This window comes from Cryobacterium sp. Hh11 (assembly GCF_004404045.1).
GTDB lineage: Bacteria > Actinomycetota > Actinomycetes > Actinomycetales > Microbacteriaceae > Cryobacterium > Cryobacterium levicorallinum.
On record NZ_SOHF01000028.1, the window covers coordinates 50038 to 74114 of the forward strand.

Sequence of the window (24077 nt, forward strand, 5' to 3'; positions counted from 1 at the left end):
GCATCCGCTCAAAGCTGCCGTCGCCCCCATTTGCCCCGCGAAAATGAGGCATAGACGACACACAGATCGTTCACAGGTCATCGATAGGCCATCGATGGGCAGTGGCTCGATGCTCTACTCATGAGCCTCGACACGCGCACCACCCGCACCGGCCCGGCGCTGCTGCATCCGGCCTACAAAAAGCGGATGCGACTGGCCGACACCCTGCAGATCCTCTGCGTGGCGTCGGTCGCCATCGTCATCGCCATCTTTCTCGCCGACGGGGGAGCCGCCCGCTTTTCGACCCCGGCCGACGCGTTCACCTCGCTCGGAATTGTCGCGGGCCTGGTCGGCACCGACCTGCTGCTCGTGATGCTCGTGCTGGCCGCGCGCCTGCCTCCGGTCGACCGCGCCTTCGGGCACGATCAGGCGATGGCCGTGCACCAGTCGCTCGGCAAGCCCGCCCTCTACCTCATCCTCGGCCACGCCGTGCTGCTCATCACCGGTTACGCGCTCGCTGAAAATGTGAATGTTTTCATCGAGGCCTGGAACATGTTCACGGGCCTGCCCGACATGCCGCTCGCCTTTCTCGGCCTCGCGCTCATGATCGGCGTCGTCGTGACCTCGCTCGTCGTGGTGCGCCGAAAGTTTCGCTACGAGGCCTGGCACGCTGTGCACCTGCTGGCCTACCTCTCGGTGCTCGTCGCCATTCCGCACCAGTTGAGCGTCGGTGGTCTGCTCAGGGAGGGTGCCATCGCCCGTTACTACTGGCTGGCCCTGTACGTTGCGGTCGCCGGAAGCATCGTCGTGTTTCGCTTCCTGCTGCCGGTCGTGCGCTCACTGCGGCACCAGCTTCGGGTGGCTTCGATCGAGCAGGTCGCACCCGGTGTGGTCTCGATCACCCTGACCGGACGAAAGCTGCAGCAGCTGCGCGCGACATCAGGACAGTTCTTCATTTGGAGGTTCTGGGCGCACGGACTCTGGTGGCAGGCCCACCCGTTTTCCCTGTCCTCCGCCCCGAGCGGGCGGGGCCTGCGCATCACCGTGCGCGGTCTCGGGGACGCCTCTCGGCAGCTGCCGCAACTGGCGCGCGGCACCCGGGTGAGCTTCGAAGGCCCGTATGGCCTGTTCACCGAAAACGCCCGCACGTCGCCGCGGGTCGTGCTGATCGCGGCCGGCATCGGCGTGGCGCCCATCCGCTCCCTGCTGGAAACCGTCTCGTTCGCGCCGGGCCACGCCACCGTGCTGCTCCGCTCGCACTCGGTCGGCGACACCTACCTGGTCGACGAACTGACGGACCTCTGCCGGGTGCGCGGCGCCCAGCTGCGCGTCATCGCCGGCAAACGACCCAAGGGAGTCAGCACCTGGCTGCCAGCGGATGCCGCCAAAGCCGGGATCACCCTGAAGAAGATCGTGCCGGAACTGACCAGCAGCGACATCTATATCTGCGGCCCCCGGCCGTGGACCGACGCCGTCGTGCGCGACGCCCGTTCCGGCGGGGTTCCCAAGAAGCAGATCCACTACGAAAGGTTCGACTGGTGAGAGCACGTGCAGTAGCCCTGGCCACCCTGGCCTCCGTCTCGATCGTCGGCATAGGCTGGCAGCTGGGCTCCCAGGCGATCGACGCCTCGCAGAGCCTGACCGCCTCCACCGGCGGCACCGCGACGGCTGCGACAGTGACCGCCACAACGGATGCCGCGGCGCAGGCCGCCGCCGCGAACACTGCAGCGTCAGCGGCCGCGCAGTCCGGAACCTTCACCGGCGCGGTGGTGCAGACCCAATTCGGCAACATGCAGGTGTCGGTGACCATCGCCAACGGCGCGATCACCGAGGTCACTCCGCTGCAGCTGACCAACCGCGGCGGCCGATCGGTCGCCATCAGCAACCAGGCCGCGCCGATTCTGCGATCCGAGGTGCTCGCCGCGCAGTCCGCGAACGTGCAAAGCGTCAGCGGCGCCACCTACACGACCCAGGGCTACCTGCGGTCCCTGCAATCCGCCCTCGACACGGCGGGCTTTTAAACGTGGCCGCCATCGGATCCGATCACGAACGCACACTCGCCGGCTCGCCGGTGCGTCCCACGCCCGTGCTGCCGCACGCGGTGGAGTTCGCCCGGGTGGCAGCCCGCACGGCCGCCCGCGCATCGGTCGATCGCACCTGGCCAGCGCTGACTTTCGAGACGATGGGCACGATGGTGAGCCTGCGGCTGGCCGATTCCGATGCGCACACAGTGGGGGAGAGCGCTCGGGTCGAAGCCGCAGAACTCGCCAAGGCGACGTTTCGGCGCTGGGATGAGCGGTTCAGCCTGTACCGGGACGACTCGGAGCTGAGCCGGATCGCGCGTGGGGACATCCGTTTGACGGATTCGAGTGCGAGTGTGCGGGACGCTTACGCGCTCGCGCTGACCTGGCGCGACCGCAGCAATGGCGTGTTCACACCGCATCGCGCCGATGGTGTGTTCGACCTCTCCGGGGTGGTGAAGGCGCTTGCGATAGCTGAAACCGGTGCGGCGTTGACCTCTCGGGGTCTGCTCAACTGGTCCATCAATGCGGGCGGCGATGTTCTGGTCAGCGGCGAGCCGGAAGGTCGGTTTGAAGCGTGGGAATCCGCCGACGGCGCGATGTCGACCGGGCACCGGATGGCCGCTCCGGCAGTGGTCACCGAGCATCCCGAGTGGGTCGTGGCGATTGTCAATCCGGCCGACCGAGGTGACGTGCTGGCCAGCGTGCCGCTGCGGCATCCGCTTCGCGCGGTAGCGACGTCGGGCAGCGCGGAACGCGGCGAACACATCTGGACGGCGCTGAACGGGGAGTTATCGCCGTTTCGTCAGGTGAGCGTGTTCGCCGCCGACATTGTCACGGCAGATGTGCTCGCGACGGCGATCGTGGCCGGCGGCGAAGCGACGCTGAACGAGATGACCGCGCGGTTCGCCATCGACGTGCTTGCCGTGCTGCGCGACGGCCAATTGCTCGCGACACCGGGGCTGCGCCGTGCCGAGTAGACCGGCCCGGACAGATAGCTCGCCCTGCTTGAAGCCCCATGGGCGTGAGGCGCCGTGACTTGCGAAATATCCGCGCTCACGTCAAAGAGAGGCAGATCATGAGCGATGCCAATGAGTTCTGGAGCGACGAGAACCGGGAAATCGACGATCTGGACCGTGATAGGGACCGGGATCTGGACCGGGAGAATGACGACCAGGATCTGGCGGGGCCGGATGCGGATGACCGCAGTATCGACCTTGATCTTGACCCCGACCCGTACCCCGACATCGACTTCGACAACGACGACAGCTACTGACCGTCAGTCCGTATCGGTACCGGCAATCACGTCAAGCGGATGCTCCAGCTCATCCTGCGGCAGGCGAAACAGGAGTGTCGCGGTGGCTCCTGGCTCCGAGAATGCTTCTGGCCGTCAATGCCGCCTCTCGCGCCGCCAAGTGACGGAGCCGACGAGACCTCTGGGGTACGAGACGGCTGGGGTATCAGGCCGGGGTGGGCATCCGCTTGCGAGAAGTGCGCCGCACCAGCGCGGCGATGGCGCGCCAGCCGAGCAGGAAGATGCCGAGCACGATGGTCGTGACGATCGCAAAACTGAGCTGAACGCCCTGGCCGCCGGCCAGGCGCAGCAGGAGGCCGCCGGCCACGGTAGCGATCCAGATGCCGAGGCCGGTCCAGACCACGCTGAGCGGGTGGCGCCAGGCGCGCAGCAACAGCCAGCCGATGATCAGCCCGCCGAGAAATGGCCAAGCAGTCACGCCCAGGCCGGCCAGGGTCTCGCCGTGGCTCAGCCGACCGATCGCGGCGAACAACAGCACGAGGGCGACGTCGAGCACACCCGCGGTGACGATGGATTGTCGAGACATGGTTTCAGCCTAGGTGCGCTAGACGTTGCCGCCGATCAGTGCACCGATGACATAAGTGACCGCGAGGGCGAGGATGCCGCCGATGACGATTCGGGCGATCGCGCGCGGCTTCGGGCTATTGCCGAGGTGCGCGCTGAGCCAACCGGTGATAACGAGGGCGATCAGCACCGCGACGAAGGTGGCCGCGATGCGCCATTCGGCCGGGGGCAGCAGGACGGCGAGCAGGGGGAGCGCCGCGCCGACGGTGAAGGCGATAGCGGATGCGTATGCTGCGTGCCAGGGATTGGACACGTCCTGTTCGGTGATGTGCAGTTCAACCTCGAGGTGCGCGGCGAGGGCATCATGCTCGGTCAGTTCTACCGCGACCTGCTGGGCAGTCTGGGGCGACAGGCCCTTGGCCTGGTAGAAGCCGGCGAGTTCAGCGAGTTCCTCGTCGGGCTCGTTTTCAAGTTCCCAGGTTTCCTTCGCGATCAGGGCGCGTTCGGAGTCGCGCTGGCTGCTCACCGACACGTACTCCCCGAGCGCCATCGAGATCGCCCCGGCGAGCAGGCTCGCGACACCGGCGATGAGGATGACGTGGGAATCCGTGGTCGCGGCGGCGACACCGACGACGAGGGCGGCGACAGAGACGATGCCGTCATTCGCGCCGAGAACTCCGGCGCGCAGCCAGTTCAACCGTGAGGCAAGGCCGGCGGCGTGTGGTTCCACCACGTGAGACAAATTGGTCATGAGTAAGGATAGGCAGGGTGTCGAGGCCTGGTCCAGCAAGGTGTGGCTAGCCTTGCGCGGGCGGTTGGCGTGGGCGGACGCGGATTCAGGGTGCGACCCGACGCCTGATTCACGCGATAGAGTTTCAGATGGTCGGTATGTCTTGATGTCGAGCTATTTTGCGGCAACGACTGCTGTCACCAACAATCTCAATTACCCATCATCATGTAGCGATCTACCGGCACCGGCAGGTGATCGCCACGACGCGGATTGGAAGAGCAGCGTGGACCTTTACGAATACCAAGCGAGAGACCTCTTTGAGGAATATGGTGTACCGGTTCTGCCGGGCATTATCGCCGATACCCCCGCCGAAGTGCGTGCAGCGGCCGAGAAGCTCGGCGGCGTTGTCGTCGTCAAGGCGCAGGTCAAGGTCGGCGGCCGCGGCAAGGCCGGCGGCGTCAAGGTAGCCAAGACTCCGGATGACGCCGAGGCCGCAGGCCAGGGCATCCTGGGCCTGGACATCAAGGGCCACACCGTGCACCGCGTCATGGTGGCGGGAGGCGCCCGCATCAAGCAGGAGTTCTACTTCTCCGTGCTGCTGGACCGGTCCAACCGCTCCTACCTGTCGCTCGCCAGCTACGAGGGTGGCGTCGAGATCGAAATTCTCGCCGTCGAGAAGCCCGAAGCGCTCGCCTACACGGCCATCGACCCCGCGGTCGGCATCGACCTCGCCGTCGCGAAGCAGATCGCGATCGACGCAAAGTTCCCGGCCGAGCTCGTCGACAAGGTCGCTCCGGTCTTCGTAAAGCTCTACGACGTATTCACGGGTGAAGACGCGACCCTGGTCGAGGTCAACCCGCTCGTCCTCACCGAAGAGGGCGACATTATCGCCCTCGATGGCAAGGTCACGATCGACGAGAACGCCGATTTCCGTCACCCCAAGCACGCCCTCCTCGAGGACGCTGCCGCGGCTGACCCGCTCGAAGCCAAGGCAAAGGCCGCCGGCCTCAACTACGTCAAGCTCGACGGTGAAGTCGGTATCATCGGCAACGGTGCAGGCCTGGTCATGTCAACCCTCGACGTTGTCGCCTACGCCGGCGAGAACTTCGGCAGTGTCAAGCCGGCCAACTTCCTCGACATCGGGGGCGGAGCATCCGCTGAGGTCATGGCTGCCGGCCTCGACGTCATTCTCGGTGACCCGCAGGTCAAGAGCGTGTTCGTCAACGTCTTCGGCGGCATCACCGCCTGTGACGCTGTCGCCAAGGGTATTGTGGGCGCGCTCGCCGAGCTCGGAAGCGCCGCCAACAAGCCGCTCGTGGTGCGCCTCGATGGCAACAACGTCGAGGAGGGTCGTCGTATCCTCGCCGAGGCGAACCACCCGCTCGTAACACTGGCCGCCACCATGGACGAGGGCGCCGCCAAGGCTGCCGAACTCGCCCACGCAGCGAAGTAAGGGACAACAATGTCAATCTTCCTCAACAAGGATTCCAAGGTCATCGTTCAGGGCATCACCGGAGGTGAGGGCACCAAGCACACCGCCCTCATGCTCAAGGCCGGTACCCAGGTCGTCGGTGGCGTCAACGCCCGCAAGGCCGGCACCACCGTCGTGCACGGTAACGTCGAACTCCCCGTCTTCGGCACGGTCAAGGAAGCCGTCGAGAAGACCGGCGCCGACGTGTCGATCATCTTCGTACCGCCGGTGTTCACCAAGGACGCCGTTATCGAAGCGATCGACGCCGAGATTCCGCTGCTCGTCATCATCACTGAGGGTGTCCCGGTGCAGGACTCGGCCGAGTTCTGGGCCTACGCCATCAAAAAGGGCAACAAGACCCGAATTATCGGCCCGAACTGCCCCGGCATCATCACGCCCGGTGAAGCACTCGTCGGCATCACCCCGGCCAATATCACCGTCAAGGGCCCGGTCGGACTCGTCTCCAAGTCGGGCACCCTGACCTACCAGATGATGTACGAGCTGCGCGACCTCGGCTTCTCCACCGCGATCGGTATCGGTGGCGACCCCATCATCGGCACCACGCACATCGATGCCCTCGAGGCCTTCGAGAACGACCCGGAGACGCTCGCCATCGTCATGATCGGCGAAATCGGCGGCGACGCTGAAGAAAAGGCCGCCGAGTACATCAAGGCGCACGTCACAAAGCCGGTCATTGGCTACGTGGCTGGTTTCACCGCCCCCGAGGGAAAGACCATGGGCCACGCCGGCGCCATCGTCTCCGACGGAGCCGGAACCGCTCAGGGCAAGAAGGAGGCCCTCGAGGCCGCCGGAGTCAAGGTCGGCAAGACGCCGAGCGAGGCTGCGACCCTGCTGCGCGAGGCACTTGCCGCACTGTAAGTAGAACGTTTGAGGGGCTCGCCGGGTGACCGGCGGGCCCCTTTCTACGTGCGGCCTTGGCAGGCATTGTCACCGGGGCGATATAGGCTCACAACGGATGAACCGCATAACGACCGCCCTGCTCGCCGCTCTTGAGGCATTACTTGTTGTCGCCATCGGCATCGGCATCGCCATGGTGCCGCTCACCGTACTCTGGGCCGCCCACTTCGGCCTGTCCGTCGAATGGTTTGTGTTCTGGCGGGCCGCGGCCGATATCTGGCTGCTCGGTAACGGTGTCGACCTCACGGTGCAGCTCGGCCCGGACGTGGCGGCCGCGCTCGGCCTGGCGGGTGCCGACACCCCTTTTCTGGTCACCGTCGTGCCGCTCGGCTTCGCCATGCTCTCCGTGCTCATGGGTATGCACACCGGCCGTCGCGCCGCCGAAACCCCGCACCGCTGGACCGGCGTCGGCGTCGCCGTGGGCACCTACGCCGTCCTCGCCGCGCTGGTGACCCTGTCCGCCGTCTCGGAGACGGTCACGCCCAACCAGCTGCAGGGGCTTCTGCTGCCGACGCTCATCTATGCGGTCGGCGTTGTGGTCGGGGCGGAACTGGGGCGGCGCCAGACCGTGGAAGTGGCGGAGCGTCTGGATCCGGTGAGCCGGCGCATCCGCTCGTGGTATCGAAAGCTGCCGCAAACCACCCGCATCGTGATCGCCGGGTCCCTGCGCGGCGGAACCGCTGCCGCCGCGGGGGTGCTGATCGTGTCGGCCGTGACCGTGGCCGTGCTTATCGCTCTCAACTATGCGACCATTATCGGGCTGTACGAGGCGGTGCAGGCCGGGGTGTTCGGCGGCGCCACGATCACCCTCGCGCAGCTCGCGCTCATTCCCAACCTCGTCATCTGGGCCGCAGCCTGGTTCATCGGCCCGGGAATCGCGATGGGAGTCGGCACCAGTGTCTCGCCGATCGGCACCGTGGTGGGCACCTTGCCCGGCCTGCCCATCTTCGGCGCGCTGCCGCAGGGCACGCCGGCCTACGGATTTATCGGGCTGCTCGTTCCGGTGTTGATCGGCTTCGCATTCGCGGTCGTGACCCGGCAACGGCTGGATCTCCCCGATGTGCCCGAGCGACGGGTGGCCGAACGAAGTGCGATCGAACACATTCTCACCGGCCTCGGCATGGGCGTGGTCGCCGGAGCGCTGCTCGGGCTGCTCGCCTGGTGGTCGGCCGGCGCGATAGGCCCCGGCCGCCTCGTCGAGGTCGGCCCGAATCCGCTGCTGGTCGGCGCGCTCGCCGCAGCCGAAATCGGTGTCGCTGCGGCCCTCGGCATGCTTGCCGGCCGGGTGCGAGTCCCGTCGGGGCTCCCGGTCAAACGGTAAGCTCAAACGGTGCTGTCTATTGTCGTGCTGATCTCCGGCGGAGGATCCAACCTGCGAGCCCTGCTCGAGGTGTCCGAAGACGCCGAATTTCCGGCGCGAGTCATCGCGATCGGCGCCGACCGCGACGCCGACGGGCTGGAGCTCGGGATCGAATTCGGAATCCCGGCCTTCTCCGTTCCCTTCTCGTCGTTTAAAGACCGGGCGGCCTGGGGCGACGAACTGCTCGCCCAGATTCAGCAGTGGCAGCCCGACCTGGTCATACTCAGCGGCATGATGCGACTGCTGCCGCCCCGCGTCGTCGCCGCGCTGTCGCCGAACCTGATCAACACGCATCCGGCCTATCTGCCCGAATTTCCGGGCGCCCACGCCGTGCGTGACGCCCTCGCCGCCGGCGCCGTGCAGACCGGCGCGAGCATCATCGTCGTTGATAACGGCGTCGACGAGGGCCCCATTCTCGTCCAGGAACGCGTCGATATCGAGCCCGGCGACACCGAAACTTCCCTGCAGAATCGCATCAAGATCGTCGAACGACGCCTACTCATCCAGGCCGTGCTCGATATCGCAAACGGACATATGAACCTCAAGGAGAACTCCAAAGCATGAGTGGACACACCAACGCGCCCAGCACGTACCGTAACCGGGACCAGATCACCATCGAGCGCGCACTCATCTCCGTGAGCGACAAGACCGGCCTGCTCGACCTGGCCGCCGCCCTCAAAGCGGATGGCGTCGAAATCGTTTCCACCGGATCCACCGCGGCCACGATCCGCGCCGCCGGCTACGACGTCACCGACGTGTCGGCCGTCACCGGGTTTCCGGAATCACTCGACGGCCGGGTCAAGACCCTGCACCCGGGCGTGCACGCCGGCATCCTCGCCGACCTGCGCCTCGAAACCCATGAAGCGCAGCTGGCCGAGCTCGGTATCAAGGCCTTCCAGCTCGTTGTCGTCAACCTGTATCCGTTCGTGGAAACCGCCGAGAGCGGTGCCGAACCGGCCGATGTGATCGAGCAGATCGACATCGGCGGACCGGCGCTCGTGCGGGCATCCGCTAAAAACCACGCCAACGTGGCGATCGTCGTCGACCCGGCCAGCTACGGTGAGCTCATCGAGGCCGTCGCTGCTGGCGGTTCGACTCTCAAGCTGCGCCAGAAGCTCGCCTCGCTCGCCTTTGAGCACACCGCCGATTACGACCTGAGCGTGTCGGCCTGGTTCACCGAAAACGTCTACGACCAGTGGCAGGACGACGTCGAGGCGCTCGATGAGGACGTCGAGTTCGCGGCGGCCGACGACGACGAGGATGAGGAAGAGGCGCCGTTCCCCGAGGGGCTCGGCATCGAGGTCACCCGCGAAGCAATTCTGCGCTACGGCGAGAACTCGCACCAGGCCGCCGCGCTCTACGTCGGTGAGGGTGGCCGCGGCATCGCCCAGGCCCGACAGCTGCACGGCAAGGAAATGTCGTACAACAACTACGTCGATGCGGATTCCGCGGTGCGGGCCGCCTTCGACTTCAGCGAGCCGGCCGTCGCGATCGTCAAGCACGCCAACCCGTGCGGAATCGCCATCGCCAAGCCCAACGCGCCGGACGGAATCGCTTCAGCCCACCTGCGTGCGCACGCCTGCGACCCGATCTCCGCGTTCGGCGGCGTGATCGCTGCGAACCGCGTCGTCACGCTCGCCATGGCTGAAACGGTCAACGGAATCTTCACCGAGGTGCTCGTCGCCCCGGGATTCGAGCCGGCTGCGGTCGAGCTGCTCACCCAGAAGAAGAACATTCGCCTGCTCGAGCTGCCGGCCGACTACGAGCGTTCCTCGCTCGAACTGCACCAGATCTCGGGCGGCCTGCTCGTTCAGCAGACCGACAGCTTTGAAGAATTCAGCTCGGCCGGCTGGACTCTCATGGCCGGCCCCGAAGTGGATGCCGCCACTCGCGCCGACCTGGAATTCGCGTGGAAGTCCTGCCGTTCCGTGAAGTCGAACGCCATTCTGCTCGCGCATGCCGGGGCATCCGTCGGGGTGGGAATGGGCCAGGTCAATCGGGTCGACTCCTGCCACCTCGCCGTGAGCCGCGCCGGCGAGCGGGCTGAGGGATCGGTCGCCGCCTCTGACGCATTCTTCCCCTTCGCTGACGGGATCGAAGTTCTGCTCGCCGCCGGAATCAAGGCCGTCGTGCAGCCCGGCGGATCGGTGCGCGACCCCGAAGTCATCGCCGCAGCCACCGCGGCCGGCGTCTCGATGTACTTCACCGGAGAGCGCCACTTCTTCCACTAGAGCGCGCGCAGAGCACCCTGAATCTCGCAGTCAGGGTGCTTTTTGCGCACCCGGGCCGCGCAGGTGTTCCCCCCGCAGCGCGTGCCAGTTATCCTGTTCGAGGCGGTGCCACATAACGGCGCCACCGCATTCGGCTCACAAGGCCCGACACAACGGAGTTTCCATGACCCTCACGCACCCAGCCGCCGCTCTCGATTCCCTCGCGCAGATTCCACTTTCCCACGAGAAAGTGCTGATCACGACTGGAGAACGCTCAGGGCTCCTGATCACGGTCGCCGTTCATTCCACCCGGCTCGGCCAGGCCCTCGGCGGTGCGCGCCTGTGGCAGTACGCCACCTGGACCGACGCCGTAGCCGATGCCCTGCGCCTTTCTGCCGCCATGACCCTCAAGAACGCGGCCGCGGGCCTGAATCTCGGCGGCGGAAAATCGGTCATCTACTTGCCGCTCGGCACCGTGCTGACCGATGCCGAGAAGCGCCTGGCGATGCTCGACCTCGGCGACGCGATCGAGAGCCTGAACGGCGCGTACATGACCGCCGAAGACGTCGGCACGAGCGCCGAACTCATGGCGATCGTCGCCGAACGCACGAACCATGTCTGCGGGCTGCCCGCCGCGAGCGGCGGCGTCGGCGAACCGGCCGATGCAACGGCGGCCGGCGTCTACGCGAGCATCGAATCCACCCTGGAGGCGCTCTTCGGCAGCCGGGAGGTACGCGGCCGCCACCTCGTGGTCTCCGGACTCGGCCAGGTTGGCGGACGCCTGGCCCGAGCCCTCGCCGCGGCCGGCGCCACGCTCACCGTCACGGATATCAACCCCGACAAGCACGCCCTGGCCGAAGAGCTCGGCGCGAGCTGGGTGTCGGTCGCTGACGCGCACCGCGTGCACGCCGACCTGTTCGTGCCGTGCGGCCTCGGCGGCGTGCTGACGTCCGGCGTTATCGCGGAGTTGAACGTGCTGGGCGTGTGCGGCGCCGCCAACAACCAGCTCGCGGTGCCTGCCGGAGCGGCCCAGCTGGACGCGCGAGGCATCCTCTGGGCGCCGGATTTCGTCGTCAACGCCGGGGGAGTCGTCTACCTCGCCATGGCGAGCGAGCCGAACGCTGACCTCGGCCAGATCGCGGCCCGCGTCGCTGCTATCGGCACCGTGCTGACGCAGATCTTCACGGATGCCCGCGCGAGCGAGATCACGACGCTCGCGGCCGCCGAGATGCTCGCCGCTGCACGTCTGCACGCAGCCCGGTAGCCTCTTCAGCCTCTGGGTGTTTTCAGGACTGCGCCGGAAACGGGTGGCCGCTACGCCGGTTACCGTAGCGACTGCCGATATCGGGCGCGGCCACGGGCGCGGCGCGGGTTCCGGCCACGAACGGGCCTGCGGACGGCGCCGCCGGCGACTACTCGCGCAGGTCGGCCGGGATGGTCGGTAGTACCCGCGCGGCAGCCCGGCGCTCCTTGAGCGTCGTGCGGGCAGCCTTGGCCAGCTCCGTGAGAATAGGAATGCCGGAGAGCAGAATGATGCCGATGATGAAGAACTCGGAGTACTTGGCGACGAATGCGAACTGGCCGAGGAAGTAGCCGACCAGGGTGAGGCCGACGCCCCAGGCGAAGGCACCGATCGCGTTGTAGGTCACGAAGCTGCGGTAGCGCATCTTGCCGACGCCGGCAGCGACCGGCACGAAGGCCCGAAATATGGGCAGAAAACGGGCCAAAATGATCGACTTGCCGCCGTGCTTGGCGAAGAAGGCGTTGGTGCGCTCGACGTTCTTCGGGTTGAAGAATCGGTTCTTCTCCCGCGAAAAGACCGCTGGCCCCGCTTTTCGGCCGATGACATAGGCGAGCTGATCGCCGGCGAACGCTGCCACGAATACGACCAGACAGGTCACCCAGATCGGCAGCGGCACCACCCCGGTCGCGGTGAGCAACCCCACCGTGAACAGCAGCGAATCACCCGGCAGGAACGACAGTACGATGAAGCCGGTCTCGACGAACACAACCACGGCAACGCCCAGAAGCACGAACGACCCAAACGAATGGATCAGCCACTCAGAGTCGAGAAAATCGATTCCGAACAGGGTGGGCAGCATGAAGAATCCTTCCAGGACTCGCGATGGCACAGAAATTGGCATGCCCGCGATAGACGTTGCACCCAGACTACGGGACACCCGCCTGTGAATTGCCGAGTGGGCGACGCGGGGCAAGTGGATGCTGCCGCACCAGAAAATCCTTGCCTTCCGCCCCCGGGTTCCCATATTCTGGAAGGCTGCCTGATCCGGGGGGCATGAGACACACATAACTTTCAGGCGCCCAGGAGGCAGACATGACAAAGACAGCACCGATCACGCTCGCACTGATTGCGAACGACGGCGCTCACTTTGGCGCCGGTGCCCCCGTCCCCGCCGCAACTGCGTCCCTCGTCGACTAGCCACCTTCTCGTCGCGCTCGGCCTGGTGCCGACGCCGGCATCGATCTTGTCCCGTCAGCATCCACTCATCACGGCCGCTGGGCGCCCCGCTGACGCGTTTGTAGCGCCGATAAGTGTCGTCGTTTGCAATTTTCCTGTCGCCGGTACTGTTCGGTCTGGCGACCACAGTCATTCGCTGCACCGCCCACTCTGAAATTCAGGGGGCGCAGCCGCATCATCATCAGGACTGGACCATGACCACCACCGCTCCACTCGTACCGCCGTCCGAAGCAGACGTCCCCGCAGGCCGGGCCAACACGTTCCGCAGCCTGCAACGGCTCTACCCCTACGCCAAGCCGGCCCTGCCGCGCATCTACCTCGGTATGGTGGCTGCGCTGCTCGCCGGTCTCGTAGCCCTGGCCATCCCACAGGTTCTGGCCTGGCTGGTGGACGGCCCGCTGAGCCGGGTCGGCAACGGCGACAGCGCATCACAGATCTGGCCGGCCGTGTGGATCGTGCTCGCTCTCGGTGTGCTCGAGGCCATCATGATCGCCCTGCGCCGCTGGTTTGTGCTGACCCCCGGCACCCACATCGAGGCGCGCATGCGCAACCACCTCTATGCCCGGCTGCAGGACCTGCCGGTGAGTTTTCACGATCGCTGGCCGAGCGGCCAGCTGCTCTCGCGGGCCGTGAGCGACCTCAACCTCATTCGCCGCTGGGTGTCGTTCGGACTCGTGCTGCTCGTCGTCAACTTTCTCACCATCGTCGTCGGCGTCGCCATTCTGCTCTGGATGCACTGGCTGCTCGGCGTGATCTTCGTCGTCTGTTCCATTCCGATCTGGATCTACGGCTACGTCTTCGAGGAGAAATACTCGGTGATCGCGCGCCGCAGCCAGGATCAGGCCGGCGACCTCGCGACCGCCGTCGAGGAGTCGGTGCACGGCATTCGCGTCCTGAAAGCGTTCGGGCGCGGCTCGTTCGCGCTGAAGAACTTCGCCTCGCAGGCGGAAAGCCTGCGCGGAACCGAGATCGAGAAGGCACGCGCCATCGCCGGAATTTGGCTCTGGCTGCTGCTCGTGCCCGACGTGGCATTCGCGCTATGCCTCGTGACCGGCGTTTGGCTCACCAGCCAGGGCGACCTCAGCGGCGGCGAACTGCTGGCGTTCTTCGCCACCGCAACCGTGCTGCGGTTTCCGGTGGAGTCGATCGGGTTTCTGCTGTCGATGACCTTCGACTCGCGCACCGCAACCGACCGATTCTTTGACATTCTCGACACCCCGAACGAGATCACCGACCCCGACAAGCCGTCCACCCTGGCCGCGCCGCTCGGCCGACTCGCCTTCGAGAACGTGCACTTTCGCTACCCGGATTCGCCGGAGCGCTTTCCCGACCTGCTCGACGGCATCGACCTCGTGCTCGAACCGGGGGAGACCATGGCGCTGGTCGGGCTCACCGGCTCCGGAAAGAGCACCCTGACCGCGCTCACGACCCGCCTGTATGACGTGACCGCGGGCGCTGTGACGCTCGACGGCGTCGACGTGAGGGCGCTCAGTCGCGAGGAGTTGCGCAGCCACCTAGCCATGGCATTCGAGGATGCGACGTTGTTCTCGGCATCCGTCCGGGACAACGTTCTGCTCGGGCGTGCCGACCTGTCCGAAAACACTCCCGAAGCGGATGCCGCGCTCGCGCAGGCCCTGCAGATCGCGCAGGCCGGTTTCGTGCACGACCTGCCGCTCGGCGTGGACACCCTGGTCGGCGAGGAGGGCATGAGCCTGTCCGGCGGGCAACGGCAGCGCCTGGCGCTGGCGCGCGCGGTCGCGGCGCGGCCATCCGTTCTGATTTTGGATGACCCCCTGTCGGCGCTCGATGTGAACACCGAGTCGCTCGTGGAGAACGCACTGCGCGAGGTGCTCGTCGACACCACGGCGCTCATCGTGGCGCACCGTCCGTCGACGGTCATGCTCGCCGACCGGGTGGCGCTGCTCGAGAACGGCCGTATCACCGCGGTCGGCACGCACTCGGAGCTGCTGCGCACCAGCCCGCACTACACCTTCGTCATCTCCAGCCTCGAAGACGAAGAACGCAGAGAATCGAACCGAGCGGGAGGATCGCTGTGAGTGTCAGCGGCGTCAAGGGCGAGGAACGCCACGACTTCACCAGGGCCGAAAGCAAACAGATTCGGGCTCGTTCGCTGCGGCTGCTTGGCTCGTTGCTGTTTCCGGTGCGCGCCAAGGTCGTGCTTGCCATGCTGGTCGTGGTCTTCTCGACCGCCGCCCAGGTGTCCGGCCCGGCGCTGATCGCGTTCGGCATCGACCGCGGCTTGCCCGCATTGCTCAAGCAAGACTGGATGCCGCTCGCCGCGACCGGCGCCATCTATCTCGTCGCCGGGGTGCTCGGCGCGCTGCTCATCGCCTGGTACACAGTGTTGAGCGCCCGGGTGAGCCAGGCCGTGCTGATCGACCTGCGCAAGCGGGTGTTCCTGCACACCCAGAAGCTCAGCCTGGATTTTCACGAGTCGTACACCTCGGGCCGCATCATCTCGCGCCAGACCAGCGACCTCGACGCCATTCGGGAGCTGCTCGACTCCGGCATCAACCAGCTGGTACAGGGCATCCTCTATATGTCGTTCACCGCGATCGCTCTCGTGCTGCTCGACGGCACCAGCGGACTCGTACTGCTCGGCGCGCTGCTGCCGCTGGTCATTCTCACCCGCTGGTTCCAAGTGCGCTCGCAGAGCCTGTTTCGACAGTCCCGGGTCGCCTCGGCGAGCCTGATCGTGACCTTCGTCGAGACCATGACCGGCATTCGCGCGGTGAAGGCGTTTCGCACCGAAAAGCACAACGAAACGGTGTTCGGCAAACTCGTCGAAAGCTACCGTATGGTCAACGCGCGCGTGATTCAGCTGTTTGGAGTGTTTGATCCGGGGCTCGTGCTGATCGGTAACGTGACGGTCGCGGCCGTGCTGCTCGTCGGCGGTTTTCGGGTGGCCGATGGCCAGCTGGCCATCGGCGCGCTGCTCGCGACGCTGCTCTACACCCGCCGGTTCTTCGATCCGATGGAGGAGATGGCGATGTTCTACAACTCCTATCAGTCTGCTGCGGCGGCGCTCGAAAAGATCTCGGGTGTGCTCGAGGAGCGCCCGGGCGTGCCCGATCCGGTCGCCCCGGTCGACCTCTGGGAGGCTCGCGGGCGGGTGCGATTCGACAATGTGCAGTTCGCTTACCAGGTCGATCGGGAGATTCTCCCGCACTTCGACCTCGACATTCCGGCCGGGCAGACCATCGCCCTGGTCGGATCGACCGGAGCCGGCAAATCCACCCTCGCCAAGTTGATGAGCCGCTTCTACGATCCAACGGATGGCCGGGTGCGGCTCGACGACGTCGACCTGCGCGACCTGCACCCCAAGGACCTGCGCCGGGCGATCGTCATGGTCACCCAGGAGGCCTACCTGTTCAGTGGTTCGGTCGCCGAGAATATCGCCATCGGCAAACCGGATGCGTCGGCGACAGAAATTCGCGCCGCCGCGGCCGCCGTCGGTGCTCACGACTTCATTGAGAGCCTGCCGAACGGGTACGACACCGACGTGAACAAACGCGGCGGGCGGGTGTCGGCCGGTCAGCGCCAGCTGATTTCGTTTGCGCGGGCTTTTCTGGCGAACCCGGCGGTGCTCATCCTCGATGAGGCCACGTCGTCGCTCGACATTCCCAGTGAACGGCTCGTGCAGGAGGCGCTGCAGACTCTTCTGGCCGATCGCACGGCCGTGATCATCGCGCACCGGCTGTCGACGGTCGCGATCGCCGACCGGGTACTCGTGATGGAACACGGCCGCATCGTGGAAGACGGCACCCCGAACGACCTCATCTCGGGGACCGGCCGCTTCGCGACGATGCACGCCGCCTGGCGCGACTCCCTGGTGTAAGGGCCTCCGGGGCGACGAGCCTCCTCGTCGCCCCGGCCAACGAGTTTGTGCCGCGCTACGGTTGCGCCAATGCGCGGGTCTTCGGGTCCGGCCAGGGCTCCCGCGCCTCGCGAAGCCGGGCAATTTGTGTAGTCGAGCAGGGCGGGACTCGTCGGGCAGGAGGCCGAGGTATTGATGGGTTTCGGAGATGCGTCTGGCGACATGACGATTATGTCGTGAAGTTTGTATTAGCTCGACACGACGTAACTTCATACATAGGCATACAGATATGAGCACTTTCTCGTTGATCGATTTAACCAAGTTGACGACGTGCACACTGGTGGCGATCGCAATCGTTGCGGCGGCGGCGGCGGCTGTTGCTGCGAGCGACGGAGTGCTGGGCAAACTGGCGCACCGTGTTTTGCCGCTCGTGGTTCACGTTCCCGACGCTCAGCTCGTTGCTGTCACTGTGGAGTGGTGGCGGAGAAGGCTGGCCGGAATGGCAGGCGGTGTTCTTGTCGGAACGGCCGCCGCAAGCACATTTGTCTGGTGGGTCGGCGCGAACCGCAGTCACCCAGTTGCTGATCTGATCGTCGCAGGTGGGAGCGCCGGAGGCATCTTTTGGTTCGACGCGCACCCGTCTGGCCCGTTTGTAGGCATGCTCGGTATCCATCCCCGGTACCTCCATCAGAAGCACCCGCCAGGCGGCGGCGAGTTTCTCGGCGGTGATTGTCTGATCCAGGGTGCCCAGGCCTCGCAGCAGGGCGTCACCAACCAAGGCTGAAGGTTCAACGCGAGATGCCGGTGCCGGGCCAGGATTGGGGCCCGGCACCGTTATGTGCGCGGCGACCGCTGTGATTGAGCCGAGCGCGCGGCGCGGCAATCGAGCACGCTACGTGGGCGGTGACCAGCGCGCGGCGCGGTAATCGACGCGGTAGGCGGCATCCGCTTCGATGGTGCTGGCAGCGGCAGACCGCAGCAACGGCGTGTGCTCGGCTTCGTAGTGCGGCAGCGCCTGGGCCGCATGACCGATCGGCGGATGCCCGCTGGCGCGAATCACCCGCCACCAGGCCACGTCGGAACCGTAGCGGGCCATTACCTGGCCGACGGCACGGGCGGCGCGGGAACCGAGCTGCGCGGCCACGCCGCCGTAGGTCATCACCCGACCCGGTGGGATCGAATCGACCACGCCGAGCACCCGGGAGACGAAGTCCTCGGGCCCACTCACTAAAGAAATTAGAGCTGCAGGGAGCCGATGACCTCGCCGAACTGGGTTTCGCCGACATCGACGAAACCGAGCCGGTGGAAGAAGGCCTCCGGGCCGTCGGCGCCCGGCTCCCAGATGACGTTGACGTGGTCGAAGCCGCGATCACGGGCTTCAGCGGCGAGGGCTTCAGCGGCGAACTTGCCGACACCCTGACCCTGAGTCTCCGCGTTGACGTTGATGCGCCAGATGCAGGCGCGAAATTCTTCGTGCTCGGAGTTCGGGTCGAAGTTGCCGTGGATGAAACCAGCGACGACGCCGTCGAGAAGTACCACGCGCTGCCACGAGGTGGCCGGGTTGATCACCGAGGCGGCGACCGAATACGAGACCGGTGCAATGAATTGTTCCTGGCCAGGCTTGAGGCTCAGATTGTTGGCCGCGACGATGTTTCGTGCGGATAATTCTTCCAGCTTCAGCTCACCCATGTGTTCAGGCTAACGTGCGTCCGGGGTAGCCGGTAGTCGAGAGGGCGTTTGGCCCCCGCAATTCACCTCGCAAATTTATCTCGATGTCAAGATAGTTGCCGGCCTCTAGTAAGCTCGAGGGTGGTCGTGACGGCCACACTGAATAAAGAGGAGATATTTTTGTCGAAGATCAAGGTTGAGGGAACAGTAGTCGAGCTCGATGGCGACGAGATGACCCGCATCATCTGGCATGCCATCAAAGAAACGCTCATTCACCCGTACCTCGATATCGACCTCGAGTACTACGACCTCTCCATTCAGAAGCGCGACGAAACCAACGACCAGATCACGATCGACGCGGCCCACGCCATTCAGAAGCACGGCGTCGGCGTGAAGTGCGCGACCATCACGCCCGACGAAGCGCGGGTTGAAGAATTCGGCCTCAAGAAGATGTGGCTCTCGCCGAACGGCACGATTCGCAACATCCTCGGCGGCACCATCTTCCGCGAGCCGATCGTCATCTCCAACATCCCGCGCCTCGTGCCGGGCTGGAACAAGCCGATCATCATTAGCCGTCACGCTTACGGCGACCAGTACAAGGCCACCAACTTTCGGTTCAAGGGCAAGGGCACGCTCAGCATGACCTTCACCCCGCAGGACGGCAGCGAGCCGTCCACGTTCGAGGTGTTCGAGGCCCCGGGCGACGGCGTCGCCATGGGCATGTACAACCTCGACTCGTCGATCACCGACTTCGCCCGCGCCACCCTGGCTTACGGCCTCGAGCGCAACGTGCCGGTCTTTCTCTCGACCAAGAACACCATCCTCAAGGCCTACGACGGTCGGTTCAAGGACATCTTCCAGGACATCTTCGACGCCGAGTTCAAGACGGCGTACGAAGCGGCCGGCCTCAGCTACGAGCACCGCCTCATCGACGACATGGTCGCCTCGGCCATGAAGTGGGAGGGCGGCTACCTCTGGGCCTGCAAGAACTACGACGGCGACGTTCAGTCCGACACCGTCGCTCAGGGCTTCGGCTCGCTCGGCCTGATGACCAGCGTGCTCTCCACCCCCGACGGCAAGATCGTCGAAGCTGAAGCCGCCCACGGTACCGTCACGCGTCACTACCGCCAGCACCAGCTCGGCAAGCCCACCTCGACCAACCCGATCGCGTCGATCTACGCCTGGACCCGTGGCCTGTCGCACCGCGCCAAGCTCGACAATAACGCGGCCCTGGCTGAGTTCGCCCTGACCCTCGAAGACGTCGTCATCAAGACCGTCGAGAGCGGCAAGATGACCAAGGACCTCGCACTCCTGGTCGGCCCGGACCAGACGTACCAGACCACCGAGGAATTCCTCGCCTCGCTCGCTGAGAACCTGCAGACCCGCCTGGCGTAACCCGCACCAGCCCAAAGGACCTCGACCGTTTTCGGTCGGGGTCCTTTTTGCGTACACGAGTGGATGCCGACCCGCTGCGGTACCCGAATCTGCGCGCTGGTGGTGAGCCGGCGGTGCGTCAGCCGGCGAGTGCGCCGGCCGCCTGGGAAACGTCGGAGGTCGTGCAGAGCTGACCCAGACTCCCCGCCTGCGGGACCTGGGGACTGCCCCTATCCGGGGGTCGCCGAGCGCGCTACGGTCACGAGCGAACTGTGCATCGGAACAGTTTTTGTTTCTGTTGTGGAACGAGACCACCTCGCACCCTTATCGGATTGGACACCCACGTGAGTTCTTTCTTCAGGCGCACGATGTCGTCGCCGGATGCTGCGCTGAAGCCAGCGTCAACATCTCGCACACGCCGCCGCGCCACAATCGCCGCCGCCGTCACCCTTGCCCTGGTGGGCGCATCAACACTCGTCGGCGGGGCTCCGCCCGCGCTGGCAGCGTCAGCCGCAACCGGCCTCGCCGGAAGCATCGGCTCGCCCAGCGGGCAGCGGATGGACTTCACCGCGGGCCGTTACATTGTGACCCTGAGTGACGATGCTGTCGCCCTGTATCGCGGCGGAGTCAACGGGTTCTCGGCGACGATGCCGGGCCTGGGCGCCAAACTCGACGCGCAGAGTCGCTCGGCCGAAACCTACCGGGACTACCTGACTCGCCTGCAGAGTGAACTGGCGGCATCCGTTGACGCCACAGTGGGGGCGTCGTACACGTTCGGGCTCAACGGATTCTCGGCAGAGCTCAGCGGTAAGCAGGCGGCGGCGCTCGCCGCGAAGAAGAACGTGGTGTCGGTGGTTCCCGACACCCTCCTGCACCTGACCGCCGAGTCGTCGACCGACTATTTGCGGTTGAGCGGCCCGACCGGGGTCTGGTCCAAGCTGGGTGGCCCGAGCAAAGCCGGCAAGGGCGTGGTGATCGGGGTGCTCGACTCAGGAATCGCGCCGGAAAACCCGTCATTCGCCGGCGACGCGCTCGGCACAACGCCCGGCGACGAGCCGTGGCTCGACGGTGACACGATCACCATGAACAAGGCCGACGGCAGCACCTTCACCGGCACCTGCCAGACCGGCGAGCAGTTCGCTGCGAGCGACTGCAGCACCAAGATCGTCAGTGCGCGGTACTACCTCGACGGGTTCGGCGCCGACCAGATCGGCACGGCCGCGACCGGCGAGTACGTCTCCCCGCGCGACGGCGACGGGCACGGTTCGCACACGGCGAGCACCGCCGGCGGCAACTTCGAGGTCGCCGCCAACGTCAACGGCGTCGACTTCGGTTCCATCTCAGGTGTCGCTCCGGCCGCGAAAATCGCGGCCTACAAGGTGTGCTGGTCCGGCCCCGATGCCACGACAGCGGATGATGACGGCTGCGCCGGCTCCGACATTCTGGCAGCCCTCGACCAGGCGATCGCCGATGGCGTCGACGTGATCAACTTCTCAATCGGCGGCAGCCCGGCTCAAACCACTTTTTCGCCGTTTGACCAGGCATTTCTGGGAGCTGCGGCGGCGGGAATCTTTGTGGCGGCATCCGCTGGAAACGCCGGCCCTGGCCCGTCGACCGTCGACAACGTCGCCCCATGGATCACCACGGTCGCGGCGAGCACCATTCCGGCCTTCGAAGCCACGGCCACCCTTGGCAACGGTTCGGCCTACGCCGGAGCGTCGATCACCGTGGACCGTACGCCGGGAGCGACGCCGCTGTCGGGTGCTCTGGTGCGGGCTGATCTCGTGTCGGTCGACGGTTTCGAGCCGGCCGACGCGCTGCTCTGCGCGCCGAACTCGCTCGATACGGCGAAGGTGGCCGGCGCGATCGTGTTCTGTGAGCGCGGCGTCTACGACCGGGTCGCCAAATCGGCCGAGGTTCTGCGGGCCGGCGGCAGCGGAATGGTGCTGGTCAACCGCACCCCGCTCGACGTCGACCCGGACGAGCACTCGGTGCCGAGCATCCACCTCGATGCGCCAGCCTTCGACCCGATCTTCGCCTACTCGGCGACCGGCGGTGCGACGGTCACGTTCACTCCGGACAACACGACGGCCGAGCAGACTCCGGTGCCGCAGGTTGCCGGATTCTCCTCGCGTGGACCGTTGCTGGCCGACGGCGGTGACCTGCTCAAGCCCGATATCGCGGCCCCCGGCGTGGGAATTCTCGCCGACGGTGCCAACGCGGCCGGGGAAGACCCGACGTTCCAGTTCCTCTCCGGCACCTCGATGGCCAGCCCGCACATCGCCGGCCTGGCCGCGCTCTATCTCGGGGTGCGGCCGCTCGCGACGCCCGCCGAGATCAAGTCGGTCATGATGACGACCGCGCTGGACACCGTCGATTCCGCCGGTGTGCGCGTGACCGACCCGTTCGCGCAGGGTGCCGGAGAAGTCACCCCGTCGGCAATGGACTTTCCAGGGCTGATCTACCAGAGTGGTCCGGCCGATTGGCTGGCCTACCTGCAGGGGATCGGGTTCGATGCCGGCGTTGCGCCGATAGACGCGAGCAACCTGAACCTGGCGTCGATCCAGATCGGTGCCCTCACGGCGCCGGAGACGATCACCCGCACGGTGACGGCCGTCCAGGTCGGCACCTACACCGCCACTCCGATCGAGATTGCCGGCATTGATGCGGTCGTTTCTCCAGCCGAGATGACGTTCGCGAGCGTCGGTGAGACGCAGAGCTACACGGTGACGTTCACCAGAACGGATGCCCCGCTCGACGTCTTCGCCACCGGCTCGCTGGACTGGGGCTACGGCGATGGCGGCTCGGGTGACCCTGGCGACTTCTTCTCCATCGTGCACAGCCCGATCGCGGTTCGTCCGGTCACCGTCATCGCCCCGACCGAGGTGGCTGGCGCCGGCGTGGACGGCACGGTCGATGTGACCGTCGCCCCCGGCGGGTCGGAGCCGGTGGCGCTGAACCTCAGCGGCCTGGCCAACGGGGTACACCAGAACAACGCCGACGACCCGTCCAGCCCGCACACCGATGCGGGCACGACCGGCGACCAGTTCGCCTACGAGGTGGAGATTCAGGGCGACCGGCTGGCTCGGTTCGACCTGAACGCCGTGGATGATTCTTCCGACCTCGACCTGTTCGTGCTGCTGCTCGACGGCCCGGGTGGCAACCCGATCGCCGGCTGGCAGTCGGCCACCGGATCCGCCGATGAGCATGTCGACCTAAGCGACCCGGAGGCCGGCTTCTATCAGGTCATCGTGGACGTCTTCTCGGGCACGACCGCGTTTGACGTGAACACGTTTTCGGTTTCGTCTGGCGAGCCCACGAACGGGTTCGCGGCGACGCCGCCGACGATTCAGGGGCCGCAGGGTGTGCCAATCACGTACGCGCTGAGCTGGGCCGGCCTGGTGCCGAACACGCCGTATCTGGGCGTGGTCGACTATGGCGACAGCTCGGCGTCAACGGTTCTCGCCATCGCGGCGAGCGAAGGCAGCGAACCGGTACTGAACACGGTGGCGCCGAGCATTTCGGGCACGCCCGAGATTGGTTCGGTGCTGACGGCTGACCCCGGCCAGTGGACCACCGCGGGTTTGACCTTCGGCTTCCAGTGGCAGAGCGACGGCGTCGACATCGCCGGCGCGACTTCGGCGACGTTCAAGCCGACGGCGGCGCTCGCCGGAACGACACTGACCGTGCTGGTCACTGCGTCGGTGCCGGACGGGGCCAGCGCAACGGCGACCTCGGCCGGGGTCGTGCTGAAGTACGCCGCGAAGGTGGCGGTGAGCCTCAACCACCGAGCCGTGTTCTTCTCCAGTCGCGTCACCGCGTCGATCACGGTCACCAGCAAGGGTGAAGTGGGCGACACTGCCACCATCACGGTCGACACGCGCCGCTTCACGGTGGCGCTCGATGAGAACGGGCGCGGCAGCGTGACGCTGCCGAAGCTCAGCCGTGGCCTCTACAAGGTCGCCGGGCAGTACGCCGGCAACGACCTGGTCGCGGCCGCGAAGAGCGCGTCGCGCTCGCTGCTGATCGTGCGGTAGCCCCCGCGGCAGTGGTGCCCGGTCCCTAACCGCAATCTGGACGGGGCCCGGGCCCGGAAACCGGGCCCATGATGGATCATGGGCCCGCTTCCCTAAGGTGGGCCCGGCGACGTGGGGCGACTGATCAAGCATCAGTCGCCCCCACTCGTACTTCCGCGTTGCTCCCGCTCCGG

At 66.1% G+C, this 24077-nt stretch carries 20 protein-coding genes; 15 read left to right on the forward strand and 5 right to left on the reverse strand.

Going from position 1 to position 24077, the window contains the following annotated elements; all coding sequences use genetic code 11:
- Positions 1 to 120: 120 nt before the first annotated feature.
- From E3T46_RS14185 to E3T46_RS14200, 4 genes are all read left to right on the forward strand, one after another.
- Positions 121 to 1521 carry a ferredoxin reductase family protein gene (locus E3T46_RS14185; protein WP_241980782.1) on the forward strand — a complete coding sequence of 467 codons (1401 nt, stop codon included), beginning with the start codon at positions 121 to 123 and terminating at the stop codon, positions 1519 to 1521.
- Complete coding sequence (locus E3T46_RS14190) at positions 1518 to 2000, forward strand: FMN-binding protein (protein ID WP_241980783.1); 483 nt, start codon at positions 1518 to 1520, stop codon at positions 1998 to 2000. The genes E3T46_RS14185 and E3T46_RS14190 overlap by 4 nt, the downstream gene beginning before the upstream one ends.
- A gap of 2 nt (positions 2001 to 2002) precedes the next feature.
- Positions 2003 to 2980 (forward strand): FAD:protein FMN transferase, encoded by a 978-nt coding sequence (locus E3T46_RS14195; RefSeq protein WP_241980784.1) that lies wholly within the window; start codon positions 2003 to 2005, stop codon positions 2978 to 2980.
- A 98-nt stretch (positions 2981 to 3078) separates the two neighbouring features.
- Positions 3079 to 3276, forward strand: coding sequence for a hypothetical protein (locus tag E3T46_RS14200; RefSeq protein ID WP_134579040.1), 198 nt, complete (start codon positions 3079 to 3081; stop codon positions 3274 to 3276).
- Positions 3277 to 3460: 184 nt separating this feature from the next.
- Here E3T46_RS14200 and E3T46_RS14205 read toward each other — a convergent pair whose 3' ends face one another.
- On the reverse strand, positions 3461 to 3841 hold the full coding sequence (locus E3T46_RS14205; protein WP_134579041.1) for a DUF3054 domain-containing protein: 381 nt from the start codon (positions 3839 to 3841) through the stop codon (positions 3461 to 3463).
- An 18-nt stretch (positions 3842 to 3859) separates the two neighbouring features.
- The gene (locus E3T46_RS14210; RefSeq protein WP_134444485.1) at positions 3860 to 4570 is read right to left on the reverse strand and encodes a VIT family protein; all 711 of its coding nucleotides are present in this window, start codon (positions 4568 to 4570) and stop codon (positions 3860 to 3862) included.
- Positions 4571 to 4832: 262 nt separating this feature from the next.
- Here E3T46_RS14210 and sucC point away from each other — a divergent pair, with 262 nt between their 5' ends.
- The 6 genes from sucC to E3T46_RS14240 all read left to right on the forward strand — a co-directional run bounded on the left by sucC (position 4833) and on the right by E3T46_RS14240 (position 11772).
- The gene (gene sucC / locus E3T46_RS14215; protein ID WP_134472047.1) at positions 4833 to 6002 is read left to right on the forward strand and encodes an ADP-forming succinate--CoA ligase subunit beta; all 1170 of its coding nucleotides are present in this window, start codon (positions 4833 to 4835) and stop codon (positions 6000 to 6002) included.
- Between the two features lie 9 nt (positions 6003 to 6011).
- Positions 6012 to 6899, forward strand: coding sequence for a succinate--CoA ligase subunit alpha (gene sucD, locus E3T46_RS14220; protein WP_092449599.1), 888 nt, complete (start codon positions 6012 to 6014; stop codon positions 6897 to 6899).
- Between the two features lie 97 nt (positions 6900 to 6996).
- Positions 6997 to 8259: a DUF6350 family protein gene (locus tag E3T46_RS14225; RefSeq protein WP_134579042.1), complete on the forward strand. Its 1263-nt coding sequence runs from the start codon at positions 6997 to 6999 to the stop codon at positions 8257 to 8259.
- 9 nt (positions 8260 to 8268) lie between these two features.
- Complete coding sequence (gene purN, locus E3T46_RS14230; protein WP_092449603.1) at positions 8269 to 8862, forward strand: phosphoribosylglycinamide formyltransferase; 594 nt, start codon at positions 8269 to 8271, stop codon at positions 8860 to 8862.
- The gene (gene purH / locus E3T46_RS14235; protein ID WP_134579043.1) at positions 8859 to 10529 is read left to right on the forward strand and encodes a bifunctional phosphoribosylaminoimidazolecarboxamide formyltransferase/IMP cyclohydrolase; all 1671 of its coding nucleotides are present in this window, start codon (positions 8859 to 8861) and stop codon (positions 10527 to 10529) included. The genes purN and purH overlap by 4 nt, the downstream gene beginning before the upstream one ends.
- Positions 10530 to 10692: 163 nt before the next feature.
- Positions 10693 to 11772, forward strand: a complete 1080-nt coding sequence (locus tag E3T46_RS14240; RefSeq protein WP_134441046.1) for a Glu/Leu/Phe/Val dehydrogenase dimerization domain-containing protein — start codon at positions 10693 to 10695, stop codon at positions 11770 to 11772.
- Positions 11773 to 11920: 148 nt separating this feature from the next.
- Here the strand turns inward: E3T46_RS14240 and E3T46_RS14245 are convergent, their stop codons facing one another.
- Entirely contained in the window at positions 11921 to 12610 is a 690-nt protein-coding gene (locus E3T46_RS14245; RefSeq protein ID WP_092449610.1) for a VTT domain-containing protein, read from the reverse strand.
- Between the two features lie 571 nt (positions 12611 to 13181).
- Between E3T46_RS14245 and E3T46_RS14250 the strand changes: the two genes are divergently transcribed.
- The 3 genes from E3T46_RS14250 to E3T46_RS14260 all read left to right on the forward strand — a co-directional run bounded on the left by E3T46_RS14250 (position 13182) and on the right by E3T46_RS14260 (position 17609).
- Positions 13182 to 15044, forward strand: coding sequence for an ABC transporter ATP-binding protein (locus E3T46_RS14250; RefSeq protein ID WP_092449612.1), 1863 nt, complete (start codon positions 13182 to 13184; stop codon positions 15042 to 15044).
- A complete protein-coding gene (locus tag E3T46_RS14255; RefSeq protein WP_134579044.1) occupies positions 15041 to 16846 on the forward strand; it encodes an ABC transporter ATP-binding protein in 1806 nt (601 codons plus the stop codon). The genes E3T46_RS14250 and E3T46_RS14255 overlap by 4 nt, the downstream gene beginning before the upstream one ends.
- 268 nt (positions 16847 to 17114) lie before the next feature.
- Positions 17115 to 17609: a hypothetical protein gene (locus E3T46_RS14260; RefSeq protein WP_134579045.1), complete on the forward strand. Its 495-nt coding sequence runs from the start codon at positions 17115 to 17117 to the stop codon at positions 17607 to 17609.
- A gap of 108 nt (positions 17610 to 17717) precedes the next feature.
- Here E3T46_RS14260 and E3T46_RS14265 read toward each other — a convergent pair whose 3' ends face one another.
- Both E3T46_RS14265 and E3T46_RS14270 read right to left on the reverse strand, forming a co-directional pair.
- Positions 17718 to 18062: an MGMT family protein gene (locus tag E3T46_RS14265; RefSeq protein ID WP_092449618.1), complete on the reverse strand. Its 345-nt coding sequence runs from the start codon at positions 18060 to 18062 to the stop codon at positions 17718 to 17720.
- Positions 18062 to 18514, reverse strand: coding sequence for a GNAT family N-acetyltransferase (locus E3T46_RS14270; RefSeq protein ID WP_134579046.1), 453 nt, complete (start codon positions 18512 to 18514; stop codon positions 18062 to 18064). Before E3T46_RS14270 ends, E3T46_RS14265 begins: the two co-directional genes overlap by 1 nt.
- Positions 18515 to 18673: 159 nt before the next feature.
- Here E3T46_RS14270 and E3T46_RS14275 point away from each other — a divergent pair, with 159 nt between their 5' ends.
- Positions 18674 to 19888 carry an NADP-dependent isocitrate dehydrogenase gene (locus E3T46_RS14275; RefSeq protein ID WP_134441125.1) on the forward strand — a complete coding sequence of 405 codons (1215 nt, stop codon included), beginning with the start codon at positions 18674 to 18676 and terminating at the stop codon, positions 19886 to 19888.
- A 323-nt stretch (positions 19889 to 20211) separates the two neighbouring features.
- Complete coding sequence (locus E3T46_RS14280) at positions 20212 to 23904, forward strand: S8 family serine peptidase (RefSeq protein ID WP_241980785.1); 3693 nt, start codon at positions 20212 to 20214, stop codon at positions 23902 to 23904.
- Positions 23905 to 24077: the final 173 nt, after the last annotated feature.

Excerpts from the sequence above, each read along its gene's own strand:
- E3T46_RS14185 (WP_241980782.1), top strand. The coding sequence starts at position 121 with ATGAGCCTCGACACGCGCACCACCCGCACCGGCCCGGCGCTGCTGCAT.
- E3T46_RS14200 (WP_134579040.1), top strand. The coding sequence starts at position 3,079 with ATGAGCGATGCCAATGAGTTCTGGAGCGACGAGAACCGGGAAATCGAC.
- E3T46_RS14205 (WP_134579041.1), bottom strand. The coding sequence starts at position 3,841 with ATGTCTCGACAATCCATCGTCACCGCGGGTGTGCTCGACGTCGCCCTC.
- E3T46_RS14210 (WP_134444485.1), bottom strand. The coding sequence starts at position 4,570 with ATGACCAATTTGTCTCACGTGGTGGAACCACACGCCGCCGGCCTTGCC.
- sucD (WP_092449599.1), top strand. The coding sequence starts at position 6,012 with ATGTCAATCTTCCTCAACAAGGATTCCAAGGTCATCGTTCAGGGCATC.
- E3T46_RS14225 (WP_134579042.1), top strand. The coding sequence starts at position 6,997 with ATGAACCGCATAACGACCGCCCTGCTCGCCGCTCTTGAGGCATTACTT.
- purH (WP_134579043.1), top strand. The coding sequence starts at position 8,859 with ATGAGTGGACACACCAACGCGCCCAGCACGTACCGTAACCGGGACCAG.
- E3T46_RS14240 (WP_134441046.1), top strand. The coding sequence starts at position 10,693 with ATGACCCTCACGCACCCAGCCGCCGCTCTCGATTCCCTCGCGCAGATT.
- E3T46_RS14245 (WP_092449610.1), bottom strand. The coding sequence starts at position 12,610 with ATGCTGCCCACCCTGTTCGGAATCGATTTTCTCGACTCTGAGTGGCTG.
- E3T46_RS14250 (WP_092449612.1), top strand. The coding sequence starts at position 13,182 with ATGACCACCACCGCTCCACTCGTACCGCCGTCCGAAGCAGACGTCCCC.
- E3T46_RS14260 (WP_134579045.1), top strand. The coding sequence starts at position 17,115 with ATGAGCACTTTCTCGTTGATCGATTTAACCAAGTTGACGACGTGCACA.
- E3T46_RS14270 (WP_134579046.1), bottom strand. The coding sequence starts at position 18,514 with ATGGGTGAGCTGAAGCTGGAAGAATTATCCGCACGAAACATCGTCGCG.